The sequence below is a fragment of the Streptomyces sp. NPDC052114 genome, from assembly GCF_040680155.1.
Lineage (GTDB): Bacteria > Actinomycetota > Actinomycetes > Streptomycetales > Streptomycetaceae > Streptomyces.
Map to the genome: position 1 here is coordinate 88,160 of NZ_JBFAWC010000016.1, position 20,127 is coordinate 108,286.

Sequence of the window (20,127 nt, forward strand, 5' to 3'; positions counted from 1 at the left end):
TCGCCGGGGAGTAGTGAGCAGCCGATGGCCATGGTGGGCCTGTTCTGGATCGCCGAGGGCGACGTGTACGTGGGTGCGAAGCCGTCCGGCCTCGCACCCGGAGTGCGCCTGACCTCCCAGGGAGTGGAGGCGCTCGGCGACGGACAGGCCCGCCTCTTCCTGTGGGAGGACGTGGAGTCCCTCACGGTGGCGGACGTCCCGGTGAAGTCGCTGATGCGGCGGGTCGGCGCGGTCAAGAGCATCGCCCTGGGCACGGTGAAGGAGCTGGCCATGCCCGTGGGCATCGGTATGGCCGAGGAGGCCCCGGCGATGATGACCGTGCGCGTGCGGACGTCCGCGGGCGATCACGATCTTTCGGCCTACGTCGCCGCCGCCGTCGGCTACCCGAAGACCGAGGCCGACCTCTCCCGCGCCCTCCTGGCGCGCCTCACGGAGGGCGCCGCGACGATGTCCACGACGCTGGCGGCCATGGCGGAGTGGGGCCGCGGCTCCGAGGGCGCGTCGCCCCGCGCAGCCGAGCGGGAGAAGCTGTTGCGGGGCTGGGTGGGCTAGGACCCGGGACGGGGCCGCGGCGACGGCCTTCCGTCCCCGCGGACGCGCCGCCCCGGGCCCCGCCCGCTAGGCCGCGTTCCCCTCCGTGAGCTGGTACAGCTCGGGCACGGAGACCTTGATCGGCTCCTGGGTGGTGCGGGCGATCACGACGACCGCGGGCTCCTCCGGGGAGGGGTTCTCCTCCCGGTGCGGGACGAACGGCGGCACGAGGAAGAAGTCCCCCGGCCCCGCGGCGACGCGTACCTCCCGGGTGCCGTCGTGGTAGACGAACACGGGGTGCCCGCTGACCACGTAGATGCCCGCCTCCGAGTCCCCGTGGTGGTGATTGTCCGTCGAGCTCAGCGGCGGGTTCTCCACCATGCCCATCCAGAGCTTCTTCGAGCCGACCATGCTGCCGCTGATGGCGGCGAAGCCGTCCAGCTCACCGGAGCGGACGTGGTGGACGCGGTTGTTCAGCGGGGCGCTGTCCTCGGAGCCCGGTGCGGTTCCGACGCCCGGTGCGGTTCCGACGCCGTCCTGAATACTCATCGTGCAGCCTCTCGATTCCGATTGCCCGACCCTTGCGGGGGTCTGCCGTGACCGGCTCGTCCCCCGCGTCGGCTTGACCGGATCCAGACTGCTCCCGCCTTATCCAATACGGCAATTAACCTTGCCGGTACAGCAAACGGAACCATGCCCCCCGTACGCTCGTCGACGAGGAAGCGTGCCGGGGATCAGCCCGCGCAGACCGACCGCAGCGCACGGCCCAGGGCCACGGAGTGCAGCGCGTCGAGCCGCTCCTGGTGCCCCACGCGCACGGCCGCCGCCGTCAGGACGCCCTCGCAGTACGGCGCCCGCCGCGCGTCGGGGGACGCGGCGACCGCTCGCACCAGACCGGTGTTGATCCGGTTGATCTCCTTGCGGACCTCCGCGAGGTCGGGCCGCTCCGTCGGGGCTTGGGAGGGATCGGCGTCCCAGCGCCGGAACAGGCCGCGCTGGACGACCTTGTTGGCCTCGATCTGGTCGCGGAAGATCCGCACGGTCGCCACCGGGTCGGCGCCGAGCTCCTTCGCCTGCCCGGCCACTGCGTCCAGGACCTGCTTCTCGCGGGCGGGGTCGTCGATCGGGCTGTCCGTGCCGTACTTGGCCGCGGCCACCAGGTCGGCGGTGGCCAGGCGCTGGGCGGACAGGTCGGCGAGAGGGTGCAGCTGCGCGTACGGGCCGGCGGCGACCGCGGCCGTCGGCGGCTGCGCGGGCGCCGCGACCGCCGCGCCTCCTCCCGTGCACAGGGCGGCGGCCACGGCACCGACGGTGAGCAGACGGCCGGCCGAAGAGGTGAGGCGCACGACGGTTCCCCCAGGGGGTCGGTGACGGACGTTCAGTGACCGGGCACGGGCCCGCCGGGGGCCGCGCCGGATCGACGCTCATCGTACGAGCCGTGCGTGCCGCCCGCCCGGCACGGCCCGCCGCCCCTCAGTCCTGCGCGAGGAACCCCGCGACGCGCCGCGCGAACCACTCCGGGTCGTCCAGCCACGGGAAGTGCCCGCCGCGCGGCTGCACTTGGCGTACCCCGCGCGGGAACAGCCCGGCGAACTCCTCGGCGTGCGCGGGGTTCGGCCCGCTGTCCCACTCCCCGGCGAGGACGAGCACCGGCGCGTTCAGGGCGGCCAGCGCGGCGCGGGTCGCGGGCGGGTCGAAGGCGCCCTCGCCGTAGAAGACGGCGGCCGCCTCCGCGTTCTTCTCGCGGGCGCTCGCCGCGCGGTGCGCCTGGGCCGCCTCGTCCCAGCGGCCGTAGGCGAGGGGCGCGAGGGCGTCCATCACCTCGGCGGGGCTGCGGCCGGCCGCGATCTCGTCGAGCGCCGCGACGGCGGCGGGGTACCAGGGCTCGCCCGCGCGCAGCGCCGCGGCGGCGCGGTGGTCCCGGTCGGTGACCGTGAGACCGACGGAGTGCGTGGACGGGGTGACCAGGACGAGGGTGCGGACCCGCTTGGGGTGACGGGCCGCGTACAGCGTGGCGATGTTCCCGGACGCCGAGTGCCCGAGCAGGTCGACCTCGTCGAGCCCCAGGTGCTCGCGGAGGGCCTCCACGTCGTCGACGAGCCGGTCGCAGCGGTACGTCGCCGGGTCGGCGGGCGTCGCGGAGTCGCCGGTGCCGCGCAGATCGAGCAGGACGAGGCGGCGGTGCGCGGTGAGGCCGCCGAGGTCCCCGAGGTAGGCGGAGGCGCGCAGGGGGCCGCCCGGCACGCACAGCAGAGGTTCTCCGTCCCCCTTCTCGTGGTAGGCGAGCTCCGTTCCGTCGTACGCGCTGAATGTCGGCATGCGGGTGATCATCACATCCCGCGTCGGGCGCGGGCAATCGGCGCCCGCCCGCGCTGTCCCATGACGGTGGCCCATGACGCAGCGCCCCAGCTCAAAGCGGAAGTGCTCGATCTCTTGACGCCCACCCTCCGGACTGGATTACTGAGGTCCTAGGAAGATCGACGACCGAATGATCGGTCGCCCGTTCGGGACGGGAGCACCTCTCATGACGCGTATGCCGCTACTGCTGGACGCGGCGGAACGGCTCGGCCCCCGGGAGCTCGCCGCGCTGCAGCTGGAACGCCTCCAGGACACCCTTCTGCACGCGTACGAGAACGTGCCGTTCTACCGCGCGGCGTTCGACAAGGCGGGCCTGCACCCCGACGACTGCCGTTCGCTCGCCGACCTGGCGCGGTTCCCCTTCACCACCAAGGACGACCTGCGGGCCAACTACCCGTTCGGGATGTTCGCGGTCGAGCAGTCCGAGGTCCGCCGCCTGCACGCCTCCAGCGGCACGACCGGCCTGCCCACGGTCGTCGGGTACACCGAGCAGGACCTGTCGATGTGGGCGGACGTGGTCGCCCGCTCGATCCGGGCCGCGGGCGGCAGGCCCGGCGACAAGGTCCATGTGGCGTACGGATACGGCCTGTTCACGGGCGGCCTCGGCGCGCACTACGGCGCCGAGCGGCTCGGCTGCACGGTCATCCCCGCGTCCGGCGGCATGACAGCGCGTCAGGTACGCCTGATCCAGGACTTCCGGCCCGAGATCATCATGGTGACCCCGTCGTACATGCTCACGCTCCTGGAGGAGTTCGAGCGGCAGGGCGTCGACCCCCGGACCACGTCCCTGCGGGTCGGCATCTTCGGCGCGGAGCCGTGGACGGAGGAGATGCGGCGCGAGATCGAGGAGCGCTTCGCGATCGACGCCGTGGACATATACGGCCTCTCCGAGGTGATCGGCCCGGGTGTCGCGCAGGAGTGCGTGGAGACCAAGGACGGGCTGCACATCTGGGAGGACCATTTCTATCCCGAGGTCGTGGACCCGATCACGGGCGAGGTGCTGCCGGACGGGGAGCGCGGCGAGCTGGTGTTCACCTCCCTCACCAAGGAGGCCATGCCCGTGATCCGCTACCGGACACGGGACCTGACGCGGCTGCTGCCGGGCACGGCGCGCATCTTCCGCCGGATGGAGAAGGTGACGGGCCGCAGCGACGACATGGTGATCCTGCGGGGCGTCAACCTCTTCCCCACCCAGGTCGAGGAGATCGTGCTGCGTACGGCGGGCATCGCGCCGCACTTCCAGCTGCGCCTGACCCGCGAGGGCCGCATGGACGCGCTGACGGTGCGGGCCGAGGCGCGCGCGGACACCCCGCCGGAGCGGCGCGAGGCCGCGGCGCGGGAGATCGCGGCGGCGGTGAAGGACGGCATCGGCGTCTCGGTCGGCGTGGAGATCGTCGATCCGGAGACGCTGGAGCGGTCGGTCGGCAAGTTCAAGCGGATCGTGGACCTGCGGGACTGACGGATCCTGGATCGGCGGAACTGACGGGTCGTCGGTCAACGGGGTTCCCGGACACGCGGAGCCCTCGGGCACCCGGCCCTCCGCCGTGAGGGCCCAGCGCTCGTGGGCGCGCCACGCGGCGGAGGTCGCGCACGGCGACGCGCGGCCCCTGCCGGAGGAAAGTGGTGGCGGCCATCCGGGGATCCTGCGCAGCGCCCCACCGTCCGGCCTCCTTCCTCACTCCTCCCCGAAGCGGTCCCTCAGCTCCCGTTTGAGGATCTTCCCGCTGGCGTTGCGCGGCAGCTCGGCCACGAACAGGACCCTCTTGGGCGCCTTGAAGTGGGCGAGCCTTTCGCGTGCGTGGGCGATGAGTCCGGACTCCGTCAGCTCCTCGCCCGCGCTCGTGCCGGCGCGTACGACGACCGCGGTGACCGCCTCGATCCACCGTTCGTCCGGCAGACCGATCACCGCGGTCTCGGCGACTCCCTCGTGGGTGTACAGCGCGTCCTCGACCTGCCGCGAGGCGACCAGGACTCCCCCGGAGTTGATGACGTCCTTGACCCGGTCGACGACGGTGAAGTAGCCCTCGGCGTCGCGCACGGCGAGGTCGCCCGAGCGGAACCAGCCGTCGCGGAACGCCGCCGCGGTCTCCTGCGGCTTGTCCCAGTACCCCTCGCACAACTGCGGCGAGCGGTAGACGACTTCGCCCTGGGTTCCGTCCGGCACCTCCTTGCCGTACTCGTCCACGACGCGCGCCTCGACGAACAGGACGGGCCGCCCGCACGAATCCATGCGTCCCTCGTGCTCGTCGGGTCCCAGGACCGTAGCGAGCGGGCCGATCTCGCTCTGTCCGAAGCAGTTGTAGAAGCCGAGCCCCGGCAGCCGGGACCGCAGCCGTTCCAGGACCGGCACCGGCATGATCGACGCCCCGTAGTACGCCTTGCGCAGCGTCCCCAGGTCGCGGGTGGCGAAGCCCGGGTGGCGCGAGAGGCCGATCCAGACCGTGGGCGGCGCGAAGAGGCTGTCCGCGCGGCCCGCCTCGACCAGCTCGAAGATCCGCTCGGGATCGGGCGCGTCGAGGATCGTGTTCTCGGCACCGACCGCGAGATAGGGCAGCAGGAAGACGTGCATCTGCGCCGAGTGGTACAGCGGCAGCGCGTGGACGGGCTTGTCCGTCTCCTTGAGGTCGAGGGCGGCGATCGCGCTGGCGTACTCGTGGACGAGGGCCCGGTGCGACATCATCGCGCCCTTGGGCAGCGCGGTGGTCCCGGACGTGTAGAGCAGCTGGGCCAGCGCGCTTCCGTCGTCCTCCCCCAGCAGGACGTGCGTGCCGCCCTCCTCGCGGCGGCAGGCGTGTTCGAGGAGCGAGCCCGTGGCGTCACGCAGCGGCAGCACCCGTACGGAGTCCGGGAGCCGGTGCCGCACCTGCGGGTCGGCGAGGACGAGGGCGCTGCCCGACTGCTCGATGATGTACCGCAGGTCCTCGCCCGTGAGGTTGTGGTTGATCGGCACGTGCACGAGCCCGGCGCGCGAGCAGGCCAGGAAGCCGATCAGATAGGCGTCGGAGTTGTGGCCGTAGGCGCCGACCCGGCTCCCGTGCCCGAGCCGTCGGCCCAGCAGGAACGCCGCCGCCCGGCTGACCGCGGCGTCCAGTTCGCCGTACGTCCAGGTCCGCTCCCGGTAGCGGAGCGCCACCCGCCGCGGTGTGCGGCGCGCGCTGCGCGCGAGTACGTCGTCGACCCTGTTCCCCGCTGCTCCCGTCATGGCGCGATCCTGTGCCCGCCCACCCCCCAGGTCAAGAGACCCGCACCGGTGCCGAAAAGATCGGCGCCGCGCCCGGGCCCCATCGACATACCGCTTGGTACGCTCAACCGCTCCTTCCCTCACCCCAGTTGGGAGGCACGATGCGCAACCGCACAAGACGCACGGCGGCCGTGGGAATCACCCTGCTGACGGCCGTGGCCCTGCTGCCCTCGTCCGGAGCGGGGGCCGCGCCGTCCCGGGACGCCCGCCCGTCCGGCGGCGGCCTGCACGCCACCATCCGCTACACCGAGTACGGCGTACCGCACATCCTCGCCGAGGACTACGAGAACCTCGGCTTCGGCACCGGCTGGGCGCAGGCCGCCGACCAGGTGTGCACGCTCGCCGACGGATATCTGACCGTCCGCGGCGAGCGCTCGCGGCACTTCGGGCCCGACGCCTCGCCCGGTGCCTCGCTGTCATCGGCGTCCACCAACCTCGGCAGCGACCTGTACTTCCGTGGCGTACGCGAGGCGGGCACCGTCGAGAAGCTCCTGAAGCAGCCCGCGCCCGCCGGGCCGAGCCGCCGCTCCAAGAAGCTCATGCGGGGCTTCGCCGCGGGCTACAACGCCTGGCTGAAGCAGAACCGCATCACCGACCCGGCCTGCGCGAAGGCCGACTGGGTCCGCCCGATCACCGCCCTGGACGTGGCCCGGCAGGGCTTCGCCGTGCAGGTGCTCGGCGGACAGGGGCGCGGGATCGACGGCATCACGGCCGCCGCGCCGCCCGGCGCGAAGGACGCGGACCGCGCGGCCGACCCGCGGCGCACGGCGAAGGCCGCCCGTGAGCTGTTCTCCTCCCAGGACGCCGACATGGGCTCCAACGCCGTCGCGTTCAGCGGGCGCACGACGGCGAACGGCAAGGGCCTGCTCTTGGGCAATCCGCACTACCCCTGGCAGGGCGGGCGCCGCTTCTGGCAGTCGCAGCAGACCATTCCCGGCGAACTCAACGTGTCCGGCGGCTCGTTGCTCGGTACGAGCGTGGTCAACATCGGCTTCAACGGCGACGTGGCATGGAGCCACACGGTCGCGACCGGCGTCACCCTGAATCTGCATCAGCTCACGCTGGACCCCGCCGACCCGACCTCCTATCTCGTCGACGGCAAGCCGCGGAAGATGACGAAGCGCACGGTGACGGTGCCGGTCAAGGACGGCCCGCCGGTGACCCGCGCCCAGTGGTGGACCCGCTACGGCCCCGTCGTCACCAGCCTCGGCCCGCAGCTCCCGCTGCCCTGGTCGTCGACCACGGCGTACGCGCTCAACGACCCCAACGCCGTGAACCTGCGCGGTTCAGACACCGACCTCGGCTTCGGCAGGGCCCGCTCCACCGCCGGCATCCTCAGGTCGCTGCGCGAGACCCAGGGGCTGCCCTGGGTGAACACCGTCGCCGCCGACCGCCACGGCCACTCGCTGCTCAGCCAGTCGCAGGTGCTGCCCCGGATCACCGACGATCTGGCGCAGCGGTGCAGCACGGCGCTGGGCAAGGTCACCTATCCGGCGTCGGGCGTCGCCGTTCTCGACGGCTCGCGCGGCGACTGCGCGCTCGGCTCCGACAAGGACGCGGTGCAGCCGGGCATCTTCGGCCCGTCGAGGATGCCGACCCTCAAGGACGCCCCGTACGCGGAGAACTCCAACGACAGCGCCTGGCTGACCAACGCGGACCGCCCGCTCACCGGTTACGAGCGGATCTTCGGCACGATCGGCACGCAGCGCTCGATGCGCACGCGCGGCGCGGTCGAGGACGTCGCCGCGATGGCACAGAAGGGCGGCCTGACGGTCGCCGACCTCCAGCGGCAGCAGTTCGCGAACCGGGTTCCTGCGGCGGACCTCGCGGCGGACGACACGGCGAAGGCGTGCGCGGCGCTGCCGGGCGGCACCGCGACGGGCAGCGACGGCAGGACGGTCGACGTGAGCCGGGCCTGCGCGGTCCTGGCGCGCTGGGACCACGCGATGGACACCGGCAGCCGGGGCGCGCTGCTCTTCGACCGCTTCTGGCGCAAGCTGTCGGCGGCCGTGCCGAACGCGCAGCTGTGGAAGGTGCCGTTCTCGGCGGCCGACCCGGTGCGCACCCCGAACACGCTGGACACCGCGCTGCCGGCCTTCCGGACGGCGCTGGCCGACGCGGTCACCGAGCTGACCGCCGCGGGCATCGCCCTGGACGCGCCGCTGGGCGCGAACCAGTACGTCGTACGGAACGGCAAGCGCATCCCCGTCTCCGGCGGCACGGAGTCGCTCGGCGTCTGGAACAAGGTCGAGACGACCTGGGACGCGAAGGCCGGCTACACCGAGGTCGTGCACGGCACGAGCCATGTGCAGGCGGTCGGCTGGACCGAGGGCCGCTGCCCGAAGGCCCGCACGCTCCTGGCGTACTCCCAGTCCTCGAACCCCGACTCACCGCATTTCAGCGACCAGACGAGGCTGTACGCGAAGGAGCGCTGGGTGACGTCACGGTTCTGCGAGAAGGACATCCTCGCGGACCCGGCCCTGAAGGTGGTCCGCGCCCGCGAGCGCGGCTGACGCGCCTCTCCTTGGCCGGGTCCCGGAAGCCGGGGCCCGGCCCAGGCCCGTCGGGCCGCCCTTGGGCAGGAGACCCGGGCCGCCTCCGCCGAGATCACATCGCGCGCTCGCGCCCCTCCCAGTACGGTTCGCGCAGCCGCCGCTTGTACAGCTTGCCGTTGGGGTCGCGCGGCATCGTCGCGATGAAGTCGACGCTCTTGGGGCGCTTGTAGCCCGCGAGGTGGTGCTCGCAGTGCGCCAGGATCTCGGCGGCGAGTGCGTCGTCGGCCGCCCTGCCCTCGGCCACCTCGACGACGGCCTTGACCTCCTCTCCCCAGTCGTCGTGCGGGATCCCGAAGGCGGCGGCGTCCGCGACCGCGGGATGCGTGAGCAGCGCCGACTCGATCTCGGCGGGATAGATGTTGACCCCGCCCGAGATGATCATGTCGATCTTGCGGTCGCGCAGGAACAGATAGCCGTCCTCGTCCAGCAGACCGAGGTCGCCGACGGTGAAGAAGTCCCCGATGCGGTTCTTCTTCGTCTTCGCCTCGTCCTTGTGGTACGAGAAGCCGCCGGTGGACATCTTCATGTAGACGGTGCCGAGTTCGCCCGGCGCCAGCCGGCTGCCGTCGTCGTCGAAGACCGCCAACTCGCTGATGGGCCAGGCCTTTCCGACCGTCCCGGGCTTCTTCAGCCAGTCCTGTGCGGTGGCGAAGGCGCCGCCGCCCTCGCTGGCCGCGTAGTACTCCTCGACGCACTCGCCCCACCACTCGATCATCGCGCGCTTCACGTGGTCGGGGCAGGGCGCGGCGCCGTGGATGGCGTGCCGCATCGACGACACGTCGTACGCGGCCCGCGTCGCCTCCGGCAGGGCGAGCAGGCGGTGGAACTGCGTCGGCACCATGTGGGTGTGCGTGCACCGGTGCGCGTCGATGAGGCGGAGCATCTCCTCGGGCGTCCACCTGTCCATCAGGACCAGCGGATGGCCGATGTGCAGGGCGGCGCCCGCGAACTGGAGGACGGCCGTGTGGTAGAGCGGCGAGCAGACCAGGTGGACGTTGTCGTCGAAGGGCCTGATCCCGAAGATGCCGAGGAAGCCGCCGAGGTAGGACTCCTCGGGGAGCTTGCCGGACAGGGGGCGGCGGATGCCGCGCGGGCGGCCCGTCGTGCCCGAGGTGTAGTTCATGACCCAGCCGAGAGTGCGGTCGGCGGGGGCGGACTCGGGCTGTCCGTCGAGGAGTCGGGCGTAAGGACGGAAGCCCCGCACGTCACCGACCGCGTACCGGTGACTCGCCGGCAGGCCCGCCTCGTCGGCCGCCGGGACCGCCGCGTCCGCGAACCGCTCGTGCGCGATCAGCACCTTCGCGCCGGAGTCGGCGACGATCCAGGCGATCTCGGGCCCGACCAGGTGGTGGTTGACCGGGACGAGGTAGAACCCGGCCTGGGAGGCGGCGAGATACGCGGTGAGGAACTCCACGCCGTTGGGCAGGACGACGGCGAAGGCGTCGCCGCGTTTCAGGCCCGCGGCGCGCAGCCCGTGCACCAGCTGGTTGACGGCGCCGTGCAGCCGGCCTGCCGTCCACTGCTCGCCGTCGGGCGCGACGAGGACGACGCGTCCCGGGTCGGCCGCGGCCTGGGCCCAGAAACCGTTCGGCGGAGCGCTGTTGGGGGGTGTGCTCACGACTGACTTCCCCTTCCCGCGATGCGGTTGACTCGGTCGACGGCCCGCTCGAATCCGCGCGTCAGATCGTCGAAGACGGCCTGTACGCTGCGCTCGCTGTTCATCCGGCCGACGATCTGACCGACCGGCGTACCGAGCAGCTCCTGTACCTCGTACTTCTGGATGCGGGACACCGCCTCGGCGACCAGCAGGCCCTGGAGCGGCATCGGGAGCGGACCGGGGCCCTGCGGGTCGTCCCAGGCGTCGGTCCACTCCGTGCGCAGCTGCCGGGCGGGCTTTCCGGTCAGGGCACGGGAGCGGACCGTGTCGCCGGAGCCCGCGGCGAGCAGCTTGCGGGTGAGGGCGGGTGAGTGCAGGTCGGCCTCCGTGGTGGTGAGCCAGAGGGAGCCGAGCCAGACGCCCTGTGCGCCGAGCGCCAGCGCGGCCGCGATCTGCTCGCCACTGCCGATGCCTCCGGCGGCGAGCACGGGCAGCGGCGCGACGGCCTCGACGGCCTCCGGGGTGAGCACCATCGACGCGATCTCGCCGGTGTGGCCGCCCGCCTCGTACCCCTGCGCGACGACGACGTCGATGCCCGCGTCCGCGTGCTTGCGGGCGTGCCGGGCGCTGCCCGCGAGGGCGGCGACCAGGACGTCGTTGGCGTGGGCGCATTCGATCACGTCGGCCGGGGGTGAACCGAGCGCGTTGGCGAGGAGCTTGATCGGGTAGTCGAAGGCGACGTCGAGCTGGTTGCGGGCGACCTGCTCCATCCAGCCGGTGATGCGCCATCCCGACTCCTCGCCCTCGGCGAGCTCGGGCACGCCGTGCTTGGCGAGGGTGTCCTTGACGAACTGCCGGTGCCCGTCCGGGATCATCGCCTCGACGTCGGCCTCCGTGACGCCTTCGACCTTCTTGGCGGGCATCACGACGTCGAGGCCGTACGGCCTGCCGTCGACGTGCTCCTGCATCCAGTCGAGGTCCCTGGCCAGCTCGTCCGGCGCCGTGTAGCGGACCGCGCCGAGCACCCCGAATCCGCCCGCTCTGCTGATGGCGGCGGCCACCGCGGGGAAGGGCGTGAAGCCGAAGACGGCGTGCTCGACTCCCAGTCTCTTGCTCAACTCCGTCTGCATGGGCGCAGGATGCCGCAGCCGACCGGCCGAGGGAAGAGATTTTCTGATGCAGTGTCAGATATTTACGACGCCACGAGGCACCCCCGGCACGGCCCGCACCGCACCTCCGTCTGACCGCATGGTCAGACATCTGACCGATCGGTTAGTGTGTCCGCACCTTGGGGCTCGACCGACGGAGGACACCGGGATGGAACGCACGACGTGCTGCGTGGTGGGCGGCGGACCGGCCGGCATGATGCTGGGCCTGCTCCTCGCGCGAGCGGGCATCGAGGTGACCGTCCTGGAGAAGCACGGGGACTTCCTGCGGGACTTCCGGGGCGACACGGTCCACCCGTCGACCCTGCGCCTGCTCGACGAACTCGGCCTCGGCGCACGCTTCGCACGCCTGCCCGCGCGCAGGCTCCGCGAGATGCGGATGCACATCGACGGCACCAGCGTCGTCGCGGGCGATCTGCGGCACATACCCGGCCGCCACAAGTACATCGCGATGGTCCCGCAGTGGGACTTCCTCGACCTCCTCGCGGGCGCCGCCGCCGCGGAGCCGTCGTTCACGCTGCGGATGCGGACCGCCGTGACCGGCCTGCGCACGGACGGCTCCGGCCGGGTCACCGGCGTCCGGTACACCGACGCGGACGGCAGGCCCGGCGAGCTGGCCGCGGACCTGACCGTGGCCTGCGACGGCCGGCGCTCCCTGGTCCGCGCCGCGGCGGGACTGACCCCCGTCACGTACGACGTCCCGATCGACGTCTGGCAGGTCCGCGTGCCCGCCCCGCGCGACGAACTCAAGAACGGCCGCGTCTTCCTGAGCATCCGCGACGGACAGATCGCCGCCACCATGGACCGCGGCGACTACTACCAGACCTCCTACCTCATCAGGAAGGGCACGGACGCCGAACTGCGCGCCCACGGCATCGACCGGTTCCGCGAACGGCTGGGCACACTGCTCGGCTGGGACCGCGCCACGACGGCGGCGATCCGCTCCTGGGACGACGTGAAGCTCCTGGAGGTCACGATGGACCGGCTGCCCCGCTGGTACGACGAGGGCGTCCTGTGCATCGGCGACGCCGCGCACACCATGTCGCCGGTCGGGGGCGTCGGCGTCAACCTCGCGGTACAGGACGCCGTCGCCACGGCCCGCCTCCTGGCCGGGCCGCTGCGCCGCGGCACGGTCGGCGTCCGCGACCTGTCCCGCGTCCAGAAACGCCGCCACCTGCCGACGGCTCTGACGCAGCGCCAGCAGCGGGGCGAACACGAGATGCTGCTGCGCCCGGCCCTGGACGGCACCCTCCGAGGCGACCGCCTCCCACTCCCCCTGCGCGCGCTCCGCACGATCCCGGCGCTGCGGACGGTGACGGGCTACTTGGGCGGCGTGGGCGTACGCCCGGAACACGCGCCGGGGTTCGCGCGGCGCCGCGACGGAGCCCTCGGCGCCTGACCTCGGTGCCGTACGCGGTCCCTGGGTCAGACCGCCGTGGCGGGGCTCCGGGGCCACGCCCGCAGGGCCCGTACGGTCCAGTCGAGAGCGGGGGCGAGAGCGTCCGGCGCGGGCCAGTCGTTGATCACAGCGAGGAGCTCCAGATAGCGGTCCCTGCGCGCGTCGTTCATGCCGTCGACGTGGCCTGCCAGGCGTCGGCGGAGTTCTTCGCCGTCGGGCACACCGACGATGCTGCTGTAGTGGGTGGCGAGTGCCGTGACGATCGGGGCGGCCAGGGACGAGGTCGGCTCGATGCCCTCGCTCAGGGCCGGTTCTGCCAGGGAGCGGAGGGCTTCGGCGAGGACGCGGGGCAGGCCCGTCGCGTCGTCCGGGGCCCGGTCGGCCGCAATGGCCCGGGCCATCCCCTGCACGCTGGCGCGGAATCCGGGGTCCGCCATCAGTCCTGCCAGTTCCACCCACGCCTCGATCTGCTGCACATCGGGGGCGTCGGGCAGTTCGGGGGTCATCGAGCGGATCACCGCGGCGAAGGCCGGGTGGGTGTCCAGGCCCGCGAAGACGGTGTCGAGGAAGTCGCCGATCAGACGGCTGCGCTCGGCCTCCGAGAGCGTGGCGAGCCGGTGCAGGAGATCCAGCTCCTCCGGCGCGCAGCCTCGCTCGGCCACCGCGGTCAGGACCGCGCGGCGCACGCGCAGGGCGTGGATCTGTACGTCCAGCGCCTCGGCGTGCGCCGCCGCCACGTCGGTCAGCGCGACCTCCCGGTCCACGACCTTGCGCACCGTGGGCAGGTCGAGGCCCAGCTCCCGCAGGGTCCGCACCAGGTCGAGGCGGGCGGCGGCCTCGGGGCCGTAGCGCCGGTAGCCGGCCCCGCTGCGGTCCGTGGGCGCGACGATCCCGGAGTCCGAGTAGAAACGGATCGTCTTGACGGGAAGCCCGGTCCGCCGGGCCAGTTCGCCGATCGAGTACAGGCGGTCGCCGTGCCGATTATCGCCTTGATGAGTGTTGCCCTGGAGGATGTCGCCTTCGCTCATGACCCCACTCTCACGTCTCCCCCTACTGGAGACTCAACCCCTCCCCCGCCCACCTCAGGAGAAGCGCGAGCTGCGCACCGGACCCGACGACCTCACGCGGTCCCGGTCGCCCCGGAGCCACGTGCCGCGCACGGCCGCGGCGAAGGCGGCCGTGCGTTCCACCGGGTCGGCGGGCGTCCCGCCGTCGCCCTGGTCCGGCGTCGGGTCGCCCGCCAGGATCTCGGCGGCGAGCTGCGCCTCGGGCCTGTCGTCGGCCGGCTCCTCCCGCACCTCGCCGTCGGCGTCGGCCCGCAGCCGTGCCGCCCACGGGGCGACCACCGACTGGTGCAGCAGGGCCACGCTGTCCGCGGTGACCGCGGGAGTGTCGGTCCACTGGCCGGCGTGCTCGTGCAGCACCTGTCCCGGGACGCGCTCGACCAACTGCCCGAGCGCCTCACGGCCCTCGTCCGTCCCCGCGGTCCCGTTCAGGTCGTACGCGATCACGACGGTGTCCTCCCGTCCGGCCGCGAAGGGCTCGGCGGGCAGGCCCAGCACGTCGGCCGCCGCCAGACCGAGGATCCGGCTGTCGCGGTCGGGCAGCAGGGACACCGAACGGGGCCGCACCTCGGCGGCGTCCAGCACCGCTTTCAGGCGCAGCAGACCCTGAAGGCACTGGTCGTAGGAGTCCTGCAGCCACGCGTACCGCCCGTTCATGCCCGCGTCGAAGCCGTAGGGGGACAGCGTCCCGAGCACGGTGCCGCCCAGCGCGAACTGCCAGCCGCGCAGATCCGTCCCGTCCAGCGGCCCCACTCCCGCGGCGGCCTCGGCCCGCTCCAGCATGCGGCACTGCCGGTCCCGCGCCGGCCGCCACCGCGCGTCGTCCGGGTCGGGCAGCAGCGCGTGCTGGCGGCTCGCCAGGGCCAGGTCGCCCGCCATGAGGGCGTTGAAGACCAGGAGGTAACGGTCGGGCCAGTCCTCGAACTCGTCCTCGTGCCGCGCGAGGAGCGCCACGGCGTCGTGGTGGCGTTCCTCGTCCTCGTACGCCGACACGAGCTCACGGACCACGCCGAGGGCACCGGGATCGTGCTCCAGCACCTCGCGCAGGGCGGGTACCGCCAGGAAGGAGAGGCCGCGCTCGACGCACGCGTAGCCGAAGTCGTAGAGCGCCTGCGCCTGTTCGGGGTGCGCGGCCAGCGCGGCGGAGGCCTGCCGCAGGTCGTCGAAGCCGATCGCCTCGGCCGCACGGGCGACCACGCGGGCCACCTCGGCCGTCGGCCGGTCCTCCCCGCCCGCCCTGAGCTGCCGCACGGCGCCGGGTATGTCCCCCGCGTCCAGGGACTCCCAGGCCTTCAGGAGGTCGGGGGTCTTCGGCGGACGGTTCTTGCGTGAAAACATGCTGAAGATCATCCCTGTCGGGAGGAGACCCCTCAATCGGTTTTCGCGCCCTCGGCCGGTGTTCCCAGGCCGGGCCGTCCCGTGCTCCCCGGCCGGGCCGTCCCCGCTCCTCAGCCGCCGTTCCCGCGCGTCGCACCAAGCGTCTCGCGCGCCCCACCCGACGTCTCGCGCTGCTCGATCGCGTACAGCGTGAACGTCACCAGTTCGTCCGCCGCCGCGTCGAGGTCCAGGTCCGGGTGGGCGAGCCACTGCCCGATCACCCCGTCGATCGCGCCGCCGATCGCGAGGGCGAGCGTCGGCGGGGCGAACGCGCGGAACTGGCCCGTCCGTTGGCCCGCGGCGAGCAGGTCCGCCAGGGCGTTCCAGCGGCCCGCGGTGTCGTGTCCGCCGGGGTTCTTCAGGCGCGTGCCGTCCGCGTCGTCGAGGAGCATCTCGGTGATCACGCGGACGTGACGGCGGTTGTCCCGCTGGTAGCCGACCATCGCGCGGACGTAGGCGACGATCGCGGCGCGCGGGTCGGCCTCGGCGGCCACCCTCTCGTCCACGTACGTCATGAACCGCTCCAGGACGTATGACAGGGTGGCCCGGGTCAGGTTGTCCTTGGACGAGAAGTGGTAGAGGACCGCGGCCTTCGACAGACCCGCCTGTTCGGCGATCGCCGCGAGCGACGTCGCCGGATAGCCCCTGGTGGAGATCATGTCGATCGTGCACTCGATGAGCTGGCCGCGGCGGGCCTGTTCGGTGAAGGTCGGGGCGCCGCCCGCGCGGCGGGACGGGCGGGGCGCGCGAGACGAGCGGGGTGTGCGCGCCGCGTCGGCAGCCATGACGCCCTCCTCTCCTCGCTCGCGCCGATGTCCGGCGGCCACCCGGCAAGCGGTCCGGCCGGTGATCGGCATCCGACCGTACACCAGCGGCTATGCGCCCAGAGCGGCCATGGCGGCGTTGTGCCCGGGGATGCCGCTCACGCCGCCGCCGCGCACCGCGCCCGCCCCGCAGAGGAGGACGTTCGCGTGCCGGGTCTCCACGCCCCAACGCCCGGTGTCCTCCTGGGCGTACGGAAAGGCGAGGTCGCGGTGGAAGATGTTGCCGCCGGGCAGCCCGAGGTCCCGCTCCAGGTCCAGCGGGGTCTTCGCCTCGATGCAGGGGCGCCCCTCGGCGTCCGGGGCCAGGCAGTCGGCGAGCGGCTCGGCGAGGTGCGCCTCCAGTTGCGCGAGGGTGGACTTCAGGAGGTCCGCGCGGACGGCGTCGTTGTCCTTCGCGAAGAGCCGGGCGGGCGTGTGCAGCCCGAAGAGCGTGAGGGTCTGGTAGCCGCGCTCGACGAGTTCGGGGGCGAGGATCGTCGGGTCGGTGAGCGAGTGGCAGTAGATCTCGGAGGGCGGCGCGGCGGGCGGGGCGCCGGCGGCGGCCTGGGCGTACGCGGCCGCCAGCTCCTCGTAGCCCTCGGCGATGTGGAAGGTCCCGGCGAAGGCCTCGCGCGGGTCGACGGAGGTGTCGCGCAGCCGCGGCAGCCGCTTGAGCAGCATGTTGACCTTGAGCTGGGCGCCTTCGGCGGGCGGGGGCGGCGCGTCGCCGAGCAGCGCGGCGAGGGCCTGCGGCGACGCGTTGACCAGGACGTGGCGCGCGGCGACGGTCCGCTCGCCGTCCTCGCCCGCCCGGTACGTCACCTCCCCGCGCTGCCCGTCGGTGGCGATCCCCGTCACCTCGCACCCGGTGCGCAGCGTGGCACCTGCCGCCCGCGCGGCGTCGGCGATGGCGGTGGTGAGGGCGCCCATGCCGCCGACGGGGACGTTCCAGTCGCCGGTGCCGCCGCCGATGACGTGGTAGAGGAAGCAGCGGTTCTGGCGCAGCGAGGGATCGTGCGCGTCGGCGAACGTGCCGATCAGGGCGTCGGTCAGGACGACCCCGCGCACCAGGTCGTCGGCGAAGCGGGCCTCGATCGCGGTGCCGATCGGCTCCTCGAAGAGCGTGCGCCAGGCGGTGGCGTCGTCGACGACGGCGCGCAGTTCGGTGCGGGTGGGCAGGGGTTCGGTGAGGGTGGGGAAGACGCGGCGGGCGACCTGGCCGGTCATGGCGTAGAAGTCGCGCCACGCGTCGTACTCGCGATGGTCGCCGGTGAGCCGTGCGAAGGCCTGCCGGGTGCGGGCCTCGCCGCCGCCGACGAGCAGCCCGGTGGGGCGTCCGGCGCGCTCGGCCGGGGTGTACGAGGAGATGGTGCGGGTGCGGACCCGGAAGTCGAGGTCGAGGTCCCGGACGATCTTCTTGGGGAGGAGGCTGACCAGGTACGAGTAGCGGGAGAGCCGCGCGTCGACCCCGGCGAAGGGCCGGCTGGAGACAGCGGCGCCGCCGGTGCCGGGGAGCCGCTCCAGAAGCAGCACGGACCGCCCGGCGCGGGCGAGGTAGGCGGCGGCGACGAGACCGTTGTGACCACCGCCGACGATGACGGCGTCGTACGCATCACGATCAGGCATGACTCTTCCTAGCACGGGGGCCCCGCGCCGGGGTACGTAGGGTCTCAAGATTCGCTGCACAGCCTCAGGACCGAGACGGCACCGTGGTGAGGTAGGCCGTTCTTCGGGTTGGGGGTAGCGCCATGGACAGCCTCGCGCCGACGGCCAGCGTCCGCCAGACGAACGGCCAGGCTCTCGAATCCGGAACGTACTGGTCAGCCACGACGGGCGGCCATGTGATCTACGAGTCGCGGCTGGAACTCGTACGGCTGCTGTGTGCCGACTTCGACCCTCTCGTGCACGGCATCGTGGCGCAGCCGTTCCTGTTGAAGGCCATCGTCGAGGGGCGGGTCCGCAAGCACATCCCGGATTACTTGTTGATCACCAAAAGCGGGCCGGTCGTGGTGGATGTGAAGCCGCGGCAGCGGTGGTCCGAGCCGGTGGTGTCCTGCACGTTCGCGTGGACCCGGCAGGCGGTGGAGGCACGCGGTTGGCGTTACGAGGTGTGGGACGCACCCCCTGCGGCGGCGCTGGAGAACATCCGCTTCCTCGCCGGCTATCGCCGCCCGTGGCTGTTCCAGCCGGAGGTCCTGGAGGAACTGCGCAGCGCCGATCTGAGCGGCATGACGTTAGCGCAGGCGTCATCGAGTCTGTCGCAGCGGCCTGATCCGACTGTGCGCGCCGCGGTCCATCACCTTTTGTGGTCGCACGACCTGCACGTGGATCTGACTGAACCCCTGCGTCCGTCCACTGTGTTGAGGAGGACAGCATGAGCGGTGCCGGGGCCCGTGTGGGAGTGGGCACACGTTTCCGCTACGACGGGGAGACGGTCGAGGTGGTCGAGATGGCCGCGACGACGGCGGGCAACGAGGTGGTGCTCAAGGACGGCCAGGGAAGGGTCATGCGGCTCACGTCGAAGGAGCTGCTGTTCTCCGACCGTGCGCCGCCGAGCGAGGACGCGCTCGTGTTCGCCCGGAAGCCGGCCGCGGCCAAGTACCGCTACCCCGATGACCGCCTCGCGGTCGCCGACCTGCTGGAACGATGGAATCTCGGGCTCGGGACCACGCCCGCCGAGCGTCGAATGGCCCTGAGGGCCTCGCGCGAGCAGACCGGCATCGACCTTCCCGAGCCCGGCACCTCGGCTGGCGCTTCTCTCGCGTCCGTACGCCGAGCGCTGGGGCAAACGGAGACACCAGCGACAGCGGAGGCGCGAGCACCCGTCACCGAGGCTGGCGATGACGACGAAGCCGATCTGGAAGAGCTCGCCGCAGAAGAGGGCTTTTACGCGGATGCCCTGGAGGACGTGTGATGGCCGCCGGCCCGGCGGGCCTCGGCAACCTGGCGCTCTCCCGGAAGGAGGACTTCAAGACGTTCGTCGACGCGCCGCAGGCAGCCCGAGAGGCTGGGCCGGCAGGCACTCCGGACCCTGGATGAGTCTTCTCGGGCCGCCTACGAACGCGACCGGCGGACATGGCACGCCAACCTGGGTCCCATCCGGACGCCGCAACTGGCCAACCTTCACGAGGACTTGTGGGACATCGTCGACAGCAATCAGCAGGACGGCGACAAGGCCAAGGGGGCTGTGGCCCTCGACGCTTTCCCAGGGCTGGGCAAGACCACCGCCGTACTCGCCTTCGCACGGGAGTTTCACCGCCGGGAGATCACCGAGCGCGGCGCGTTCACCGCACAGGGCCATGAGCGGTGGCCGGTGTGCCGGGTGGGCTTGACCGGCAACACAGGTATGAAGGACCTCAACCGGTCCATGCTGGAGTTCTTCGGCCACCCCGGCCGCCACACCTCCACCGCCGCCCAGCTCGGTATGCAGGCCCTGGACTGCATGCTGTTGTGCGAGGTCCGGCTACTCATCCTGGACGACCTGCACTTCCTCAAGTGGCGCAAGACCAGTGGCATCGAGGTCAGCAACCACCTGAAGTGGATCGCCAACGAATTCCCGGTCACCCTCCTCAAGGTCGGCGTGGGCCTCGCGGACAAGGGCCTGTTCAGCGAAGGTGAGCGGGGTGGGGACTCGGCGCTCGCGCAGACCGGCCGGCGCACCACGCGCCTAGACATGCCGCCCTTCACCATCGACGCCGAACCCGGCCGCCGCCACTGGCGCCAGCTGCTCCTGGCCCTGGAACAGCGGATCGTCCTGGCCGACGCGTATCCCGGCATGCTCGCCGACGCGTTGTCCGACTACCTCTTCGCCCGCAGCACCGGGCACATCGGCTCGCTCATGACGCTGGTCAACCGCGCCTGCCAGCGGGCCGTCCGTACCGGCGCCGAGCGCCTCACTCAAGGTCTGCTGGACCAGGTCCGAAACGACGAAGCCGCCGAGCACGCCCGTGCCGAACTTGAGCATGCGCTGCACAGCGGCAAGGCCAGCAGCCGGCCGCGCGCCATGCGGGTCGGCCCATGAGGAGCGGGCAGCCGA

17 protein-coding genes are annotated in these 20,127 nt (G+C 72.4%); 7 read left to right on the plus strand and 10 right to left on the minus strand.

Going from position 1 to position 20,127, the window contains the following annotated elements:
- The first annotated feature begins 24 nt into the window (after nt 1-24).
- Nucleotides 25-552, plus strand: coding sequence for a hypothetical protein (locus AB0L89_RS30855; protein WP_365148135.1), 528 nt, complete (start codon nt 25-27; stop codon nt 550-552).
- A gap of 66 nt (nt 553-618) precedes the next feature.
- Here the strand turns inward: AB0L89_RS30855 and AB0L89_RS30860 are convergent, their stop codons facing one another.
- The 3 genes from AB0L89_RS30860 to AB0L89_RS30870 form a co-directional block, all read right to left on the minus strand.
- On the minus strand, nt 619-1,080 hold the full coding sequence (locus AB0L89_RS30860) for a cupin domain-containing protein (RefSeq protein ID WP_365148138.1): 462 nt from the start codon (nt 1,078-1,080) through the stop codon (nt 619-621).
- A gap of 185 nt (nt 1,081-1,265) precedes the next feature.
- Nucleotides 1,266-1,877, minus strand: coding sequence for a chorismate mutase (locus AB0L89_RS30865; RefSeq protein ID WP_365148141.1), 612 nt, complete (start codon nt 1,875-1,877; stop codon nt 1,266-1,268).
- 127 nt (nt 1,878-2,004) lie between these two features.
- Nucleotides 2,005-2,850: an alpha/beta hydrolase gene (locus tag AB0L89_RS30870; protein ID WP_365148144.1), complete on the minus strand. Its 846-nt coding sequence runs from the start codon at nt 2,848-2,850 to the stop codon at nt 2,005-2,007.
- 214 nt (nt 2,851-3,064) lie between these two features.
- Between AB0L89_RS30870 and paaK the strand changes: the two genes are divergently transcribed.
- Nucleotides 3,065-4,348 carry a phenylacetate--CoA ligase PaaK gene (gene paaK, locus AB0L89_RS30875; RefSeq protein WP_365148388.1) on the plus strand — a complete coding sequence of 428 codons (1,284 nt, stop codon included), beginning with the start codon at nt 3,065-3,067 and terminating at the stop codon, nt 4,346-4,348.
- A gap of 216 nt (nt 4,349-4,564) precedes the next feature.
- Here paaK and AB0L89_RS30880 read toward each other — a convergent pair whose 3' ends face one another.
- Nucleotides 4,565-6,091 carry an acyl-CoA synthetase gene (locus AB0L89_RS30880; protein WP_365148147.1) on the minus strand — a complete coding sequence of 509 codons (1,527 nt, stop codon included), beginning with the start codon at nt 6,089-6,091 and terminating at the stop codon, nt 4,565-4,567.
- A gap of 140 nt (nt 6,092-6,231) precedes the next feature.
- Here AB0L89_RS30880 and AB0L89_RS30885 point away from each other — a divergent pair, with 140 nt between their 5' ends.
- Nucleotides 6,232-8,643: a penicillin acylase family protein gene (locus AB0L89_RS30885; RefSeq protein ID WP_365148150.1), complete on the plus strand. Its 2,412-nt coding sequence runs from the start codon at nt 6,232-6,234 to the stop codon at nt 8,641-8,643.
- 94 nt (nt 8,644-8,737) lie between these two features.
- Here AB0L89_RS30885 and AB0L89_RS30890 read toward each other — a convergent pair whose 3' ends face one another.
- Both AB0L89_RS30890 and AB0L89_RS30895 read right to left on the minus strand, forming a co-directional pair.
- Complete coding sequence (locus tag AB0L89_RS30890; protein WP_365148153.1) at nt 8,738-10,303, minus strand: acyl-CoA synthetase; 1,566 nt, start codon at nt 10,301-10,303, stop codon at nt 8,738-8,740.
- Nucleotides 10,300-11,412 carry a nitronate monooxygenase gene (locus AB0L89_RS30895; RefSeq protein ID WP_365148156.1) on the minus strand — a complete coding sequence of 371 codons (1,113 nt, stop codon included), beginning with the start codon at nt 11,410-11,412 and terminating at the stop codon, nt 10,300-10,302. Before AB0L89_RS30895 ends, AB0L89_RS30890 begins: the two co-directional genes overlap by 4 nt.
- A 187-nt stretch (nt 11,413-11,599) precedes the next feature.
- On the opposite strand from AB0L89_RS30895, the gene AB0L89_RS30900 reads away from it, so the two are divergent.
- Nucleotides 11,600-12,847 carry an FAD-dependent oxidoreductase gene (locus tag AB0L89_RS30900; RefSeq protein ID WP_365148159.1) on the plus strand — a complete coding sequence of 416 codons (1,248 nt, stop codon included), beginning with the start codon at nt 11,600-11,602 and terminating at the stop codon, nt 12,845-12,847.
- A 26-nt stretch (nt 12,848-12,873) separates the two neighbouring features.
- On the opposite strand, the gene AB0L89_RS30905 is transcribed toward AB0L89_RS30900, so the two are convergent.
- The 4 genes from AB0L89_RS30905 to AB0L89_RS30920 form a co-directional block, all read right to left on the minus strand.
- A complete protein-coding gene (locus AB0L89_RS30905; RefSeq protein WP_365148162.1) occupies nt 12,874-13,875 on the minus strand; it encodes a MerR family transcriptional regulator in 1,002 nt (333 codons plus the stop codon).
- 54 nt (nt 13,876-13,929) lie between these two features.
- Entirely contained in the window at nt 13,930-15,249 is a 1,320-nt protein-coding gene (locus AB0L89_RS30910) for a hypothetical protein (RefSeq protein ID WP_365148165.1), read from the minus strand.
- Between the two features lie 110 nt (nt 15,250-15,359).
- On the minus strand, nt 15,360-16,073 hold the full coding sequence (locus AB0L89_RS30915) for a TetR/AcrR family transcriptional regulator (RefSeq protein ID WP_365148168.1): 714 nt from the start codon (nt 16,071-16,073) through the stop codon (nt 15,360-15,362).
- 90 nt (nt 16,074-16,163) lie between these two features.
- Entirely contained in the window at nt 16,164-17,717 is a 1,554-nt protein-coding gene (locus AB0L89_RS30920; protein ID WP_365148170.1) for an NAD(P)/FAD-dependent oxidoreductase, read from the minus strand.
- A 122-nt stretch (nt 17,718-17,839) separates the two neighbouring features.
- Between AB0L89_RS30920 and AB0L89_RS30925 the strand changes: the two genes are divergently transcribed.
- The 3 genes from AB0L89_RS30925 (at nt 17,840) to AB0L89_RS30935 (ending at nt 20,112) form a co-directional block, all read left to right on the plus strand.
- Nucleotides 17,840-18,469, plus strand: a complete 630-nt coding sequence (locus tag AB0L89_RS30925; protein WP_365148173.1) for a TnsA-like heteromeric transposase endonuclease subunit — start codon at nt 17,840-17,842, stop codon at nt 18,467-18,469.
- Nucleotides 18,466-19,005, plus strand: a complete 540-nt coding sequence (locus AB0L89_RS30930) for a hypothetical protein (protein WP_365148176.1) — start codon at nt 18,466-18,468, stop codon at nt 19,003-19,005. Before AB0L89_RS30925 ends, AB0L89_RS30930 begins: the two co-directional genes overlap by 4 nt.
- 219 nt (nt 19,006-19,224) lie before the next feature.
- Nucleotides 19,225-20,112 carry a TniB family NTP-binding protein gene (locus AB0L89_RS30935; RefSeq protein WP_365148179.1) on the plus strand — a complete coding sequence of 296 codons (888 nt, stop codon included), beginning with the start codon at nt 19,225-19,227 and terminating at the stop codon, nt 20,110-20,112.
- Nucleotides 20,113-20,127: the final 15 nt, after the last annotated feature.